This window comes from Trinickia dinghuensis (assembly GCF_003367175.1).
Lineage (GTDB): Bacteria > Pseudomonadota > Gammaproteobacteria > Burkholderiales > Burkholderiaceae > Trinickia > Trinickia dinghuensis.
In genome coordinates, this window is the sequence record NZ_QRGA01000001.1 from 746,738 (window position 1) to 762,193 (window position 15,456).

Annotated in this window: 13 protein-coding genes; 7 read left to right on the forward strand and 6 right to left on the reverse strand. The window is 65.0% G+C overall.

Annotated elements, in window-relative coordinates; translation table 11 throughout:
• Positions 1–577: 577 nt before the first annotated feature.
• Complete coding sequence (locus tag DWV00_RS03325) at positions 578–5,029, forward strand: response regulator (protein ID WP_245964692.1); 4,452 nt, start codon at positions 578–580, stop codon at positions 5,027–5,029.
• A gap of 676 nt (positions 5,030–5,705) precedes the next feature.
• The gene (locus tag DWV00_RS03330) at positions 5,706–5,951 is read left to right on the forward strand and encodes an H-NS family nucleoid-associated regulatory protein (RefSeq protein WP_115532068.1); all 246 of its coding nucleotides are present in this window, start codon (positions 5,706–5,708) and stop codon (positions 5,949–5,951) included.
• 22 nt (positions 5,952–5,973) lie between these two features.
• Here DWV00_RS03330 and bluB read toward each other — a convergent pair whose 3' ends face one another.
• Positions 5,974–6,648 (reverse strand): 5,6-dimethylbenzimidazole synthase, encoded by a 675-nt coding sequence (gene bluB / locus DWV00_RS03335; RefSeq protein WP_115532069.1) that lies wholly within the window; start codon positions 6,646–6,648, stop codon positions 5,974–5,976.
• A 102-nt stretch (positions 6,649–6,750) separates the two neighbouring features.
• Positions 6,751–7,266 (reverse strand): c-type cytochrome, encoded by a 516-nt coding sequence (locus DWV00_RS35030; RefSeq protein WP_115532070.1) that lies wholly within the window; start codon positions 7,264–7,266, stop codon positions 6,751–6,753.
• Between the two features lie 677 nt (positions 7,267–7,943).
• Between DWV00_RS35030 and DWV00_RS03350 the strand changes: the two genes are divergently transcribed.
• Entirely contained in the window at positions 7,944–9,524 is a 1,581-nt protein-coding gene (locus tag DWV00_RS03350) for an aldehyde dehydrogenase (NADP(+)) (protein WP_115532257.1), read from the forward strand.
• A 104-nt stretch (positions 9,525–9,628) separates the two neighbouring features.
• On the opposite strand, the gene DWV00_RS03355 is transcribed toward DWV00_RS03350, so the two are convergent.
• Together DWV00_RS03355 and DWV00_RS03360 are read right to left on the reverse strand one after the other, a co-directional pair.
• On the reverse strand, positions 9,629–10,231 hold the full coding sequence (locus DWV00_RS03355; RefSeq protein ID WP_115532072.1) for a short chain dehydrogenase: 603 nt from the start codon (positions 10,229–10,231) through the stop codon (positions 9,629–9,631).
• Between the two features lie 60 nt (positions 10,232–10,291).
• Positions 10,292–10,762, reverse strand: coding sequence for a hypothetical protein (locus DWV00_RS03360; RefSeq protein ID WP_147297825.1), 471 nt, complete (start codon positions 10,760–10,762; stop codon positions 10,292–10,294).
• Positions 10,763–11,159: 397 nt separating this feature from the next.
• Between DWV00_RS03360 and DWV00_RS03365 the strand changes: the two genes are divergently transcribed.
• From DWV00_RS03365 to DWV00_RS03380, 4 genes are all read left to right on the forward strand, one after another.
• Positions 11,160–11,396, forward strand: a complete 237-nt coding sequence (locus tag DWV00_RS03365) for a hypothetical protein (RefSeq protein WP_115532074.1) — start codon at positions 11,160–11,162, stop codon at positions 11,394–11,396.
• A 124-nt stretch (positions 11,397–11,520) separates the two neighbouring features.
• Positions 11,521–12,483 carry a serine O-acetyltransferase EpsC gene (epsC, locus tag DWV00_RS03370; RefSeq protein ID WP_115532075.1) on the forward strand — a complete coding sequence of 321 codons (963 nt, stop codon included), beginning with the start codon at positions 11,521–11,523 and terminating at the stop codon, positions 12,481–12,483.
• Positions 12,480–13,331, forward strand: a complete 852-nt coding sequence (locus DWV00_RS03375; RefSeq protein ID WP_115532076.1) for an AraC family transcriptional regulator — start codon at positions 12,480–12,482, stop codon at positions 13,329–13,331. The genes epsC and DWV00_RS03375 overlap by 4 nt, the downstream gene beginning before the upstream one ends.
• Before the next feature lie 143 nt (positions 13,332–13,474).
• A complete protein-coding gene (locus DWV00_RS03380) occupies positions 13,475–14,440 on the forward strand; it encodes a DMT family transporter (RefSeq protein ID WP_115532077.1) in 966 nt (321 codons plus the stop codon).
• On the opposite strand, the gene folE is transcribed toward DWV00_RS03380, so the two are convergent.
• Together folE and DWV00_RS03390 are read right to left on the reverse strand one after the other, a co-directional pair.
• The gene (gene folE, locus DWV00_RS03385; protein WP_181885334.1) at positions 14,403–15,074 is read right to left on the reverse strand and encodes a GTP cyclohydrolase I FolE; all 672 of its coding nucleotides are present in this window, start codon (positions 15,072–15,074) and stop codon (positions 14,403–14,405) included. The two genes, DWV00_RS03380 and folE, sit on opposite strands and share 38 nt — an antisense overlap.
• Positions 15,075–15,199: 125 nt before the next feature.
• A complete protein-coding gene (locus DWV00_RS03390; protein WP_115532079.1) occupies positions 15,200–15,448 on the reverse strand; it encodes a hypothetical protein in 249 nt (82 codons plus the stop codon).
• Positions 15,449–15,456: the final 8 nt, after the last annotated feature.

Below are 15,456 nucleotides of genomic sequence, written 5' to 3' on the forward strand. Positions count from 1 at the left end.
GGGCCGCATCGTCTCTGGGCGGTATGCGGCCCGGACCGCCGATGCGCGTGTCCTCGCGCATTGTCGTTACTTCATGGCGAGTGAAAAAAGGAAACGGCGCGACGACGGTCGCGTTTTCCTTGCGCGTCGTGGCCCAGCTTGCCGGTTGGCCGATGCAGCAGAGGCCACAACGGCCTCCACACTGAGTCCGCGCAATTCACGAAGTCATCCCGGAGAGGCCGAGGGATACGCTCTCTTCCCCTTTGCTTTCGCCGCGGCATCATGGCATGCACCGTGCTTCTCTAAGCCTTCTAGCATTTCGGTGTCGCCGCTTTGCACGGCGAACGTGAGGAGCCGTGAGCCACAGGGTGTCCCCGATGCGTTTTGCTTGCCTGCTCTATTGCAGTCGGCCCAAGTGCCCGATGTTTTGCCTACACGGTATTTTTTGCTGTGGACGAATAGCTCACGGCGCCGTTCCCCAAACTCCCGGTTACGACTCGACACGCCAAATCGGCCAATGGCCGTTGGTTTTTGCGTTCCTTGAGCCTATCTCTGCTGTGAATCGGAATAGGGACACCCTATGAGCGACGCAACTAGCATGTCACCCAACAAAGACGAAAAAGATTTCTTATCCGGCGGCGGAGAGATGGGAAAACTCGTCCGCGCTTACGACTGGCACACGACGCCGCTTGGCGCTCGGAGCGGCTGGCCTCGGAGTCTGAAATTCGCGCTGAGCATTATTCTCAACTCTCGCCAACCGATGTGGATCGGCTGGGGAGACTCGCTCGTCTACTTCTACAACGATGCCTACCAGTCGATCATCGGCGGCAAGCATCCGTGGGCGCTCGGGCGACCGACCGCCGAAGTCTGGCACGAGATCTGGGGCGATATCGGCGAGTTGCTGGCAAAGGCCATGGCCGGCGGGCAGGCGACGTACGTGGAAGCTCAACCGCTGATCATGGAACGCAACGGCTATCCCGAAGAAACGCACTACACGTTTTCATATAGTCCGATTCCTAACGATGACGGCAGCATCGGCGGGATTATCTGCGCCAATACGGACGATACGCGGCGTGTGATCGGCGAGCGGCAACTCGCGCTGTTGCGCGATCTCGCGGCGGGCGCAGCCGATGCGCGCACTTGGCAAGCGGCGAGCGCATGCAGTATCCGCGCGCTTGGCCGAGACGGCCGCGATTTGCCGTTCGCGCTGCTCTACCTCGCCGAGCCGGGCAGCGACGACGTCCGGCTCGCCGGTACCTCGGGCATCGAAGCGGGACACGAAGCGGCGCCGGCCGACATATCGGCCGATCGGCCCGCGCTGTGGCCCGTGCAGGAAGCGCTGCGCACGCACCAACCCGTCGTCGTATCGAATCTGCAGGCTCGCGTGGGGACGGCGTTGCCTCGCGGCCCATGGCATGAGCCGCCGGCACAGGCCGTCGTCATGCCGATTCTGCCCTCGGGAGAGACAGGTCACGCGGGCGCGCTCGTCGTCGGTCTGAACCCGTTCCGTTTGTTCGACGAAGGCTATCGCGGCTTTTTGAATCTCGTCGTCAGTCAAATCGGCGCCACCGTGGCGCACGCGCAGGCTTACGAGGAGGAGCGTCGGCGCGCCGAGGCGCTGGCTCAGATCGATAGAGCGAAAACGGCGTTCTTTTCCAACGTCAGCCACGAGTTCCGTACGCCGCTCACGCTGATGCTCGGGCCGCTCGAAGATGCGCTCGGCGACACGACGACGGAGGTGCTTGCAGCGGAACAACGCCAGCGTCTGGTGACGGCGCACCGCAACGGCCTGCGTCTGCTCAAGCTCGTCAATTCGCTGCTCGACTTTTCGCGGATCGAAGCCGGGCGAGTCGTTGCGACGTTCGAACCGGTCGACCTCTCGAAGCTGACGGCCGAACTCGCCTCGAACTTCGAATCGGCAACCGATCGGGCGCGCCTCACGCTTTCGATCGAGTGCGTGCCGCTGCCGCAGCCGGTCTATGTGGATCGGGACATGTGGGAGAAGATCGTCCTGAACTTGCTGTCGAACGCGTTCAAGTTCACGTTCGAGGGCGAGATCGGCGTCGAGACGCGCCTGACCGCGGACGGCACGGCCGCCGAAATCATCGTGCGCGATACGGGCGTGGGCGTTCCGCCGCGAGAGTTGTCGCGGCTGTTCGAGCGCTTTCATCGAGTCGAAGGGCAGCGCAGCCGCTCGTTCGAAGGCTCGGGCATCGGGCTCGCCCTCGTTCAAGAACTCGTGAAGCTGCACGGCGGCACGATCGCCGTCGAGAGCGAAGTGGACCGCGGCACGACATTCGCGCTGCGGCTGCCGTTCGGCTATTCGCATCTGCCGGCCGAACACGTCGGTCCGACACGCAGTACGTCGCCGCGATTCGGCCGTGCCGACGCCTACGTGGAAGAGGCGCTGCGCTGGCTGCCGAGCGATCTGCCCGGCGGCGGCGCTGACGCCGACGTCGGCGATCTCGACGATGAGAGCCCGGCCGAGCGCGGCGACGAGATGCCCGAATGGTCGTTCGGCCGGGGCACGATGGGCGAGCGCGTGTTGATCGTCGACGACAACGCCGACATGCGCGACTACATCGGCCGCTTGCTGAGGACGCGCTGGGACGTCGAAACGGCCGCGGACGGCCGCGCGGCGCTGGCGGCGATTCGCCGGCACAAGCCCGATCTCATTTTGACCGACGTGATGATGCCGGTACTCGACGGCTTCGGCTTATTGCGCGAGATCCGCATCGATGCCCAACTGCGTCATCTGCCGGTCGTCATGCTGTCGGCGCGCGCGGGTGAGGAGGCGCGCGTCGAAGGGCTCGAATCGGGGGCCGACGACTATTTGACGAAGCCTTTCTCGGCGCGCGAACTCATGGCGCGCGTGAACGCGAATCTCGAAATGGCGCGCCTGCGGCGAGACGCGACGCGCGATCTGCTCGAGAGCGAGGCGCGTTTTCGCAACATGGCGAACCACGCCCCGGTGATGATGTGGGTCAGCGATCCCACGGGCTCGCTGACCTACCTCAATCGGCTCTGGTGCGAGTTCACGGGGCAATCGTTGAACGAGGCCTTGGGCAACGGCGCGTGGGAATCCTTGCATTCCGAGGATCGTAAGCAGTACGAAGCATCGTTCGTGTCGGCGAACAAGAACGGCGAGGCGTTCAGCGCCGAGTGCCGCGTGCGCCGATCGGACGGCGTCTATCGCTGGGCGCTGAGCGCCGCCGCGCCGCGCTTCAGCGACGACGGCGCGTTTCTCGGCTATATCGGCTCCATCACCGACATCACGCATCGCAAAGAGGCCGAACGAATTTTGCAGGAGGCGAACGTCGTGCTCGAGCGTCGCGTGGCGGCGGCGATCGCCGAGCGCGTACATACGGAGGCTCAATTGAGGCAGGCGCAGAAGATGGAGGCGATCGGCAAGCTGACCGGCGGCGTGGCGCACGATTTCAACAACGTGCTGCAGGTGATCGCGGGCAATCTCCAATTGCTCAGTCGCGACGTGGCCGGCAACTTGCGCGCCGAACAGCGCCTGCAAACGGCCATTGCGGCGACCTCGCGCGGCTCGCGCCTGGCCTCGCAACTGCTCGCGTTCGGGCGCAGGCAGCCGCTCTCGCCGAAGAGCGTGAATCTGGGCCGCCTGATCCGGGGCATCGACGACATGCTGCGCCGTTCGCTGGGCGAGGGGGTCGAGATCGAAACGGTCATCACGGGCGGGCTCTGGAATACGTTCGTCGATACCGTTCAGGTCGAAAACGCCTTGTTGAATCTGGCGATCAACGCGCGCGATGCCATGCAAGCGCAGGGCAAACTCACGATCGAAGCGGGCAATGCGTTCCTGGACGACACCTACGTCGCGCGCCACGGCGACGTGGCTGCCGGGCAATACGTGATGGTGGCCGTGACCGATACCGGGTGCGGCATTCCCGCCGAACTGCTCGAGCGCGTCTTCGAGCCGTTCTATACGACGAAGCCCGAGGGCCGGGGCACGGGCCTCGGCCTAAGTATGGTGTACGGCTTCGTGAAGCAATCGGGCGGGCACATCAAGATCTACAGCGAAGTGAGTCACGGTACGACGGTACGCATTTATCTGCCGCGTGCGCGGCAGCCCGAAGACGTCGAGACCGACCTCGAAATCGGGCCGATCACGGGCGGCACCGAGACGGTGCTCGTCGTCGAGGATGACGAAGATGTGCGCGGCACCGTCGTCGATTTGCTGTCGGAGCTCGGCTATCGCGTGCTGCGTGCGAAGGACGCCCAGAGCGCGCTGGCGATCGTCGAAAGCGGCGTGCCGATCGATCTGCTGTTTACCGACGTGGTGATGCCGGGCCCGCTCGGCAGTCCGGAGTTGGCGCGCAAGGCGCGCGAACGCCTGCCGAACGTTGCCGTGCTGTTCACATCGGGCTATACCGACAACGCGATCGTGCATGGCGGCCGGCTCGACGAAGGCGTGGATCTGCTCAGCAAGCCGTATAGCCGCGAGGCGATGGCGCGCAAGATCCGCCATGTGCTGCGCAGCCAAACGCGCGGCGAAATCGCTCCGCCCCCCGAGCGGCCCACGTTGCCGCCGCTGCCGGCCGAGCACGAGGCGCGGCCCGACGCCTCGCGAATGACGGCGCGCGTGCTGCTCGTCGACGACGACGCGATGGTGCGTTTCACGACGGCCGATATGCTCGGGTATCTAGGGCACGCCGTCACGGAAGCGGGCGATGCGACCGATGCGTTGCGGTTGCTTAGCGAGCACGCGTTCGACGTCATCGTCACTGATATTTCGCTGCCGGATTTGTCGGGCGACGAGTTGGCGATGCGCGCGCTCGCGCTGCAGCCCGGCTTGAGGGTGATATTCGCGACCGGCTACGATGCGCTGCCCGAGGACAGCGATCATCAGGCCCTGGCCGGTGCGATGCTGCTGCGCAAGCCGTACAACAAGGAGCGGATCGAGGAAGCGATGAATGCCGCCATGGCGGCGCGGTTGGCCGCGGGGGCATCGCTCGTCTCGATCGAAGGCCGTGCCGAACCGGCTGTCGCTTCGAAATCCGCGAAGCCGATACCGTCCGTGTGAGGCGCTTCGCCGCCGTCTTAATCGAGATGGCGGCGAAGCGATCGGCCCCAATGGGTGTAAAGGTGAGCGCTTTCGGGAGCCGCGCATCGCGTCCCGGAAACGCTCACCTTATGGCCACATGACTTTTTGAAAGGTGAGCGTTTTCGGGAGTGGCGACCCGATGTGCTTTTCGCCGCGCGATGCGTGCCAGCATGATTAAACGGACTGTGTTGTAGGAATTATCCACTCCCTCAGTGAAAACGATTATGAGCAAAATATCGGAATGTCGGTGAGCGGACGTTAATCGCGCGCGAAAGAACCGTCAATGCGCATGCCGATCGCGCCGAGGCCGCGCGCCGTCAGGCGGCCCGACCCGGGCATCGCCCTTCGGCGGCAGCCGGAAAACGTGTGACGAAATCGGGTAGGGTGCCCGCCGTGGCGCGACACGCAGGCGCGTTCGCCGGCGGTTGGAACGGTCCGTGCATATGAAAAGGTGCACTGGCTTTTTGCCGCTTTTGCTTTTTGTCGAGTTTGTATCGATAATTCAAGTCGACACCGCCTGAAGACGATCGTGCGCTGCCTCCCGGGCAGGCGCCAGTGGACGGCTGCAACTTTCCCGCCGCGAGTCGCGTATGATTCGGCTCGGGTCAACGGGGGGATTTAGCCACCCCCGCATCAACCATAACCGGAATCATCGATGGAACAGCTTGAAGGCGAAGCTCGCGAACGGTTGATTCGCTGGCTGCGACGCCGCATGGAAGAGTTCGGCATTACCGTTGAAGCCGTCGCGGAATCGATTGCGGCCGATAAGGAGGCCGAACGGCCCATCCTTTATCGCGACGCGATGGGCAACACGTGGGACGGCTACGGGGATCCGCCGGATTGGCTTCGACGCGTCGTGGCGGCCGGACAGCAAATGGATTTCTATCGCTGCGAAAGCTGACGTCCGGCACGTCCGCCAGGCTTCACTCTTCGTAGGACGTTTTGGTGGCCGCTTCCTCAGCGGGCCAATGATTTTCGTAGACGCATTCGCCGATCGGCATCCGCTTGGCCCACTGTTCGAGTTCGAGCATCGGCTTCGGATAAAAGGCCTCGACATGGCCGAGACATAGGATGGCCACGGGCTTTGCGCCCTGCGGCATTCGCATCAGCGTGCGTACTTCGTCGACGTCGAACAGCGATACCCAGCCCATGCCGAGACCTTCGGCACGCGCGGCGAGCCACATGTTCTGAATGGCGCAGGCAACCGATGCGAGATCCATCTCGGGCATCGTGCGCCGCCCGAAGACATGCCGTTCCCGGCCGTCCATCAGTGCCATCACGAGCAGCTCGCCGCATTCGAGCATGCCTTCCACTTTCAGGCGCATGAATTCGTCGTGACGCTCGCCGAGCGCATCGGCCGTGCGCACGCGTTCGCGCTCGACCGCGTCGTGCAGGGCCGCGCGCAGCGCGGTGTCCGTAATGCGGGCAATGCGCCACGGCTGCATGAAGCCGACGCTCGGCGCGTGATGGGCCGCGTCGATCAAGCGGGCGAGGACGCCGGCGTCGACCGCGCCTCGCACGAAGTGCCGCATGTCGCGGCGTTCGTAAATCGCGCGATATACCGCAGCGCGTTCGTCGTCGTCAAATTGCATCGCCATGGAATGGAGCGGGTTTTGAAAGGAAAGCCGCGCGGGCGGCAATAGGCGAAGTGTACCCCTGACGTCGGCGCGGCCGCGCGGGAGTGCGCGCAGCCGAATTGTTTAGGAGTGCGAATAGTGGGAATCATCGTCGTTCGGCGGCTGCTCGCCGGCCGGCAGGGCGGGCTTTGCAACGGGCGCGACGCGTTGCATCAGATAGGCGTAGAGCGCGCGCAAATCGTCGTCCGACATTGTCGAGAACTCGGTGTAAGGCATCGCGGAATACAGTGCCTTGCCGCCGGGTGCGACACCGTGCCGGACGGCCCGATCGAAATCCTCGTAGGTGTAGCGGCCGATGCCGAAGCGCGGATCGGGCGTGATGTTGCTCGCTTCGATCGAGCCGAACGGCGAACTGATCGCGCGTCCGCCGGCAAACGGTGCGCCGCCGTTCGGGGCCGTGTGGCACCCCGCGCAGTTGGCTGCTTGGGCGACATGCTCGCCGCGGACGAGCAATACCGAGCTGGCGGGGGCGGGCGCTTTCGACGGCACGCCGTGTTTCGCGCCACCCATTGCAATTGCAAGAATGGCGGGCAGGGTCAGCACGAACAAGTCCGTTGCCATCCGCGGCGGCTTTTTCATTGTCTTGATTCCCCCGTCATGCTCGAGCCTGGCTGCAAATCGAGCCGAGTCTCCATCGCTGCAATGCCTCCACGCCCGGTTTCAGTCATGGCAGAAGGAAGCCGCGGCGCAATACAGATGACCGCATAGATCGGCCGTTAGCTCAATACGACGTAACACCAATAAGAGACGAAAACATGTGCGTTCGCCGTCGTCTTTTGTTCGGACGGACATGTTGCGCCGAGCAGGTTCCATTCCCGATTTGTGCGCGCACGAGATCGCAGGTGCTCGAGGCGCTTGCCGGCCGCCGGCGTGAAGGTGAGGGTTTTCGGGACTTCGCGCGCGGTGAGATTCTTGTATTCGCCGGGCCTCACGTTATACGGCGTCCAAGCGGCGAATCCGTCCTTTCAGCGCTTCCAACCTTGCATGGACCCGCTCATTCAGCGTTTTTCCACCTGAAAAACGGCCAGCGCCGCTCCCTGGTGAGGCGTCGATCGATCGCGCGTCTCACTGCAATCCGGCCGGCGCGAGCCAAAGGTGAGGGTTTCCGGGAGTGTTCCAAAGTGTGGGCAACTCGGCCGCCGGTCACGTCGAACCGGGAATCATGCGATCATCGAAGGTTCCGACGCGGCTTGGCCCGTCAACGCCATTGCGACTACTTGCCGGACTGCGAGCCGGCTAAATTGGAGAATCTGACCATGCAGATCACGGGAGATATGCTGATCGGCGGCGGTTCGGTACGAGGAAGTGCCGGGACGCTGCGCGCGTTCGACCCCGCCCGCAACGCTGAGATGGAGCCGGCGTTCGGCGCCGGCGACGCAAACGACGTCGATCGCGCGTGCCGGCTGGCGCAAGCGGCGTTCGATCCGTTCCGCCAAGCGCCGCTGGAGACACGTGCGCGCCTGCTGGACGCAATCGGCGAGCGCATCATGGCGCTCGGCGATGCCCTCATCGAACGCGGGCACGCCGAATCGGCGCTGCCGAAGGCGCGCCTAGAAGGCGAGCGCGCCCGCACGGTCGGCCAGCTCAAGCTGTTCGCGCAACTGGTGCGCGACGGCCGCTGGCTCGGCGCGACGCTCGATTCCGCGATGCCGGAGCGCAAGCCGCTGCCGCGCTCGGATCTGCGTCTGCAGAAGATTCCGGTCGGCCCCGTGGCCGTGTTCGGCGCGAGCAACTTCCCGCTGGCGTTCTCGGTGGCGGGCGGCGATACGGCGTCGGCGTTGGCCGCCGGCTGCCCCGTCGTCGTGAAGGCGCACCCCGCGCATTTGGGGACGTCCGAACTCGTCGGCCGCGCGATTCAAGAAGCGGTGGCCGAATGCGGTTTGCCTGCCGGCGTGTTCGCACTGGTGCTCGGCGCCGGCAACGCGGTCGGCGAAGCGCTGGTCGCGCATTCGGCGATCAAGGCCGTCGGCTTCACGGGTTCGCGCGGCGGTGGCATTGCGCTGATGAATATCGCCGCGCGCCGTCGCGAGCCGATTCCCGTCTACGCCGAAATGAGCAGCATCAACCCGTGCTTCGTGTTGCCGGGCGCGCTTGCGGCGCGCGCCGAAGCGGTCGCGAACGGCTTTGTCGATTCGCTGACGCTCGGCGTGGGTCAGTTCTGTACGAACCCCGGGCTCGTCGTCGTGCTCGAGGGCCCGCATCGCCAAGCATTCGTCGAAGCCGCGTCCAAGGCGCTCGAAAAGAAGGGCGCGCAAACGATGCTGACCGCGGGCATTGCGAGTGCCTACCGCGACGGCGTGAAGCGCCGCTCGGGTGTCGAAGGGGTGACGCGTGTGGCTCAAGGCGCCAGCACCGACGCACAGCATTCGGCGTTGCCCGAGTTGTTCGCGACGACGCAATCGCGCTTCCTGGCCGAAGCCCCGCTCGAAGACGAAATCTTCGGCCCGACGTCGCTCGTCGTGACCTGCGCGAACATCGACGAAATGATCGAGTTGGCCGAGCACGTGGAAGGGCAGTTGACGGCCACGCTGCACATGGAGCGCGACGACCTCGAACTCGCGCGCAAGCTCTTGCCGACGCTCGAACGCAAGGCCGGCCGTATCTTGGCGAACGGATTCTCGACTGGCGTCGAAGTCGCGCACGCGATGGTGCACGGCGGCCCGTTCCCGGCTACGTCGGATCCGCGCTCGACGTCGGTCGGCACGCTCGCGATCGAGCGGTTCTTGCGGCCGGTCTGCTATCAGGACTTGGCGGCCGAACTGCTGCCCGAGTCGGTGCAAGACGCCAATCCGCTCAACCTCTGGCGCTTGCGCGACGGCACGTTCGAGCGTCGCTGAACGAACGAAGGGGCGGCGATGGCATCGGCCGCTCCTTATCCACGATCGCGTCAAGGCGCGCACCGGCCGTATGGCCTAGGTGCGCGTTTTTTCTTTGCGTTCCTTCACCCACCCACGCGGTAAACGCGGCCCGTCTGCGCGCCTTCCACGCTGCGGCAGAACGCCAGCGCGGCGCGCTGCGCGCTGACGGCTTCGAACCCGCGAAAGTACGGGCCGTAGGCCTCCAGCGATTCTTCGAGAACGGTCGGGCTGACGAGGTTGATGCGCAGGCTGCGCGGCAGTTCGATCGCGGCGCCGCGGACGAAGCCTTCGAGCGCGAGGTTCACCGTGGTGGCGTTGATGCCCTCGTGAATCGGCTCCTCCGCCAAGATGCCACTCGTCAGGGTGAAGGAGCCGCCGTCGTTGACATGGTGCTGGGCAGCCAGCACCACGTTGACTTGGCCCATGAGCTTGTCGCGCAGGCCGATCCAGAACTGGTCGGCCGTCATTTCGTGAAACGGCCCGAAATGGACCTTCCCGATCGTCGTGACGACGGCGTCGACGCGGCCGATTTCATGGAACAGCCGCTCCACGCTCGGCAGATTCGTTGCGTCGACGTGATAGTTGCCGCGCGACGCACCAACTTCGATCACCTCGTGACGCGGCTTCAGTTCCTTGCAAACGGCCTGGCCGAGCGTACCGCTCGCCCCGATGATGACGATTTTCATCTCGGCTCCTAAGCGAACGAAGACGAACGAGAAGACGCGCTGCGCACGCCGCGCGGGCGGTTATGACGGGCGCGTGTCGCGTTGTGGGCGCAGCGGCAAGGTCAGCAAGACGGCCGCGATCAGTTTGCCCGCCAGTCCGACACCGGTCACGAGGGCGCCGAGCTGAAACACGCGCCATTCGAGCGGCAGCAAAGGCGCGACGAGCGCGACCGATGCGAAGCAGAGCACGACTGTGATCCAACGCGCCCAAGGATGGCGCAACGCGACGCATGCGTAGAGCAGGCCGATGAGCACGCGGGCCGTCAGCGCGGCCGCCAGTGTGGAGGAGACCGGCGAGGCGCCTTCCGCCGGCATCGACGCGATTTGGCCGAGCGGAAGCTCGAACCAAGCGAGGGCGTAACTGACCCCTAGGCACGCGAGCGCGATGGAGAACCGCCTAGCCGAACCGCGCTCGAGCGGCACGCGGCGCGCGGAGAGCACATGGCTTGCGCGCCGTGTCGGGGCGCCAGGTAACGGGTGGCTCGCGTTCATGGTCCGCTCGCAAGGTAGGCATGCATGCTTCGTCTTAAGCGACGCATAAGGATCGAGCATGCACACTCGTTCCTCCATCGTAGCGCAGTCAGAAACAACTGCAAGCGTTGCCGGTGGGCCAGCGCACGCTTCGGGGTAAACGATCGCTTCCGGGCGGCCCGATACCTGGGACGCAAGAGCTGTTCCGGCTTCGGCGGGGCTTGGCGCGGCGGGTGATTCGGTTCAATGCGCCAAAAAAACGGCAATTTTTTCGATAGAACCGACGTTTCCTACAGAGTATGATTCGAATCCTGCGAGCCAGCGCCCGTAGTCAAAACGCAGTCAAGCGCTCGCTCTCGCGGCTGCGCGACGCATCACACAAAGTCGCAGCAAGCGTATTCAGGGAGGCAGGTGACTCATGCATCACCCCGACGCCGCATTCACGCATCGCGGATACTTGCTCAATTGCGCGCCCGCCCGGTCAGGAGACGGCAGCTATCAGCCGTATGTCGTGATCTCGCGCTCGAGCGACGGCGAGCTCGTCGCGAACCGCTTTTTCCCCATCGATCTTCGTTTTACCGATGAAGCGTCGGCAATTGCGCACGCGCGCGACTGGGCCGTGCGCTGGATCGATGCGAGCAGTTTGACGGTGTAAGTTCAAAGAGTTCAAAGGCGCTGCCGGAATCGGAGACAGTCCGGCAACGTCGCATGAAACGCGGTAATCTCTTCGGATCACTCATTGCAACCGTAGAAGCCGTATCACCGCCGTTTTCACGATCATGTCGAATTCGTTTTCCCAGCATTGGGGCCTCGATCAAATCGTGGCCGAGTTGCGCGCGTCGCGCGAGGAGCTGCATCGAACCCGCCATCCGCGCGGCATTCGAGAGCTGCCGTCACGCGAGGCCATCGTCGGCATTGTCGAGAGCCTGCGAGCCGTCATGTTTCCGACGCATTACGGCGCCGCCGACCTGACCGACGAGAGCGTCGACTACTACGTCGGACAAACGCTCGAAAGCACGCTGAGGCTGCTGTGCGAGCAGGTGCGCCGCGCGCTGCGGTTTGCGCCGGAGCACGGCGACACGCCGGCGCCCGAGCTCGAAGCGCTCGCCTTCGAGATCACGCGATCGTTCGGCACGCAGCTGCCGAGTATCCGGGCGATGCTCGTCAGCGATATCCAAGCCGCGCACGTCGGCGATCCGGCCGCGCAGCACATCACCGAAATCCTGCTGTGCTATCCCGGTGTGCTCGCGATCATGCATCACCGGCTCGCCCATGCGCTGCATGGGCTCGGGGTGCCGCTGCTGGCGCGATTCATCAACGAGATCGCGCATTCCTTGACGGGAATCGACATCCACCCCGGCGCGCAGATCGGCCGCAGCTTTTTCATCGACCATGGTACCGGGGTCGTCATCGGCGAGACGGCGATCATCGGCGAGCGCGTGCGGCTTTATCAAGCGGTCACGCTCGGTGCGAAGAGTTTCCCCGCCGATGCCGACGGCACGCTCGTCAAAGGCCATGCAAGGCATCCGATCGTGGAGGACGATGTCGTCATCTATGCCGGCGCGACGATCCTCGGCCGCGTGACGATCGGGCGCGGGGCCGTCATCGGCGGCAACGTTTGGCTCACGCATAGCGTTGCGGCTGGAGCGAGCGTGTCGCAAGGCAACGTGCGCGAGGGCGCGCGCGGCGACCGCGGCGAGCGCGGTGACGACATCGACGCGCGGGGGCGCCCGCGTCGATGAACGCCGGGCGCGTCGTCATGCACCGTTGCGCGGTTGCCGGCGTGCAGGCGACGACGGCCGATACGACGCGTTCGTTCGCCCGCCATTCGCACGACACGTTCGGCGTCGGCGTGGTATGGCGCGGGGCCCAGCGATCGGCGAGCGGACGCGGGCCTGTCGAAGCGCGGGCCGGCGACGTCATCACCGTCAATCCCGGCGAAGTCCATGACGGCAGCCCATTCGACGAACGCGGCCGTGCCTGGCGCATGCTCTACTTCGAGCCGAAGCTCGTGCACGATGTGGCGCTCGAGCTCGGGGCGGCGGTGCCGAGTTCGGTGGAACTCGAGCGGCCCGTCCTGCGCGACGAGGGGTTTGCCGCTTGCTTCGAGAGGACATTCGCCGCGGTGGCCACGGTGCCTGCGGTGGTGAGCGCCGGTGGCCGATTCGATACGCTGGCGTGCGAAGAGCGGCTGTATGCGCTCCTGGCCGAATGCGTACGCCGCCACACGACCGTCCGGTTGCGTGCGTCGGCCGGCGCCGCGATCGACGGCATGAGCGCGTCGATCCGGCGGGCCAAGGCGCGCATCGACGACGATCCGTGCGAACCCGTCACGCTGGCCGGCCTCGCTTTCGACGCGGGCTTGAGCCGATTCCAACTGTTGCGCGGCTTCGCGCGCGATACCGGGCTGCCGCCTCACGCCTATCTGATTCAGCGGCGCATCTCGCTCGCGCGGCGGCTCATCGAGCAGGGTATGGTGCTGGCCGATGCGGCCGCCGGTGCCGGCTTTGCCGATCAGAGCCATATGACGCGCGCGTTCGTCCGCGCCTTCGGCGTCACGCCGGCGCAGTACGCGGGCGCGGTTCGATAGTCGTTCGATAGCCGTTCGCCAGCAGTCCTTCCATCGTTCACCGTCCTTGCGCGCGCCTCGCCCCCTCGCTGCAATTTCGTTCAAGACCGTTCGCGCCTGTCCGCCTAATCTGCGTCGCATCCTTTTTCGTTGGGAGCGGCACGATGACCTTCAGTTCGCGTTTGATGGGCTATTTCTTTTGCACGCTGGCGATGATCGGTGTGGGCAGCACCGTGGTGGCGAGCAAACTGATTGCGCACGGTCTGCCGCCATTCACGGCGACGGCGATGCGCTTCGCGCTCGCTTTTCCGCTCTTCCTGCTGGCGATGAAACTGATGGGCGAAACGTGGCCGCGCGTGAGCGCGAGGGAGGCGCTGCTGCTGGTCTTGCAGTCGGGATCGGGCAGCGTCGGGTACACGGTATTGCTGCTGAGCGGCATGCGGCTGACCTCGGCTGCCGATGCCGGCGTCATCGCGGGCAGCCTGCCGGCCGTGGCGGCGCTCGTTGCGATCGTCGCGCTGCGTGAGCGGCCGGGCGCGCTTACGCTAGGCGCGGTGGCATTGGCGACGGTGGGTGTGTTCGTCTGCACGATGCACGGCGGCGATGCATCGGGCTCGGCCGCCAAGGGGGCATCGTCATCGATGCTGCTCGGCAACGTCTTCGTCCTCTTGGCCGTGCTGTGCGAAGCGTTGTTCATCCTGTTGGGCAAGCGCTTGCGTACGCCCGTTTCACCGCTGCAGATGTCGACGCTCATGTCGGGCATCGGTCTTGCCCTGTCGCTCGTGCCGGCTCTGATCGAGCGGCCCTGGATACTCCATTACGAGCGGATGGCCGTCGCCGGTGTCATCTATTACGCGCTGGTGCCGACCGTCGGCGGGTTCATGCTGTGGTTCGCGGGCGCGGAGCGCATTGCCGGCGCACAAGCCGGCGCGCTGACGGCGTTCGTGCCGATCTCGGCCGCGGCATTCGCGGCGCTCGTGCTGCACGAAGCGATCGGCCCGGCGCAATGGTGGGCGATCGCGTGCGTGCTGGGCGCGGTCCTGCTCATCGCTTGCGACGGCGTCCGCTTGCGCGGAAACGGAGCTTCATCGCTCAAACGTTCGGAATACCCGCGCCCACGTTGCCGATGATGGCCAAGAACTCGCGCCGCGTCGACGGATCGTCGCGGAACGAGCCGAGCATGCGCGACGTCACCATCTGCACGCCCGGTTTGTGCACGCCACGCGTCGTGATGCATTGATGGGCAGCCTCCAGGATCACGCCGACGCCTTTGGGCTGCAAGATGTCGTTGAGGGTGTCGGCGATCTGCACCGTCATCTTTTCTTGGATCTGGAGCCGCTTGGCGAATGCATCGACGAGCCGCGCGAGCTTGGAGATGCCGACGACGCGATGATCGGGCAGATACGCGACGTGCGCGCGGCCGATGATCGGCACCATGTGATGCTCGCAGTAGCTTTCGAACCGGATGTCCTTGAGCACGACCATCTCGTCGTAGCCTTCGACCTCGGAAAACGTGCGAGCGAGAATCTCGGCAGGATCATGCTCGTAGCCTTTGAAGAACTCCTCGTAGGCGCGCACGACGCGGGCCGGCGTATCGAGCAAACCCTCGCGCGCCGGGTCGTCGCCGGCCCAGCGCAGCAGCACGCGCACGGCGGCTTCGGCCTCATCGCGGCTCGGGCGCACGGGCGCCGCGGCCGATGCCACGGCGCGTTTGCCGCGCGGGCTCGACGGGCCGGCCTTCTTCGCTCGGGATCCTTCCTTCATGATGTGCTCCTGGTCTGCTGCGCCTGCGCGGCTCTCTGAAATGGGGGCCATTGTTTCACGATTTCTACTTCTTTGCGCATAAGGAGCGTTCAACTTGCTAGCCACTCAACGTGACGGCGCCGCGGCTACTCCTCGGCATCATGCTCGGCGATGAAGCGCAATAAATAGGCGCGCAGGGCAGCTTCGAGGGCACGGTGATCGGCGACGCTTTTCGAGCCGGCTTCGGCTTCTTCGCCGAACAGGCTGGGCGGTGCGTCGGTGACACCCACTTCGAAACCCTCGCGCAGCACGCGGATTTCATGCGTGTCCTCGAGATATTCGGCAACCCAATGAATTCCTTCGATATGGGTGCCTGTGCGAACCGGTGCGGTCATCTAGGCCT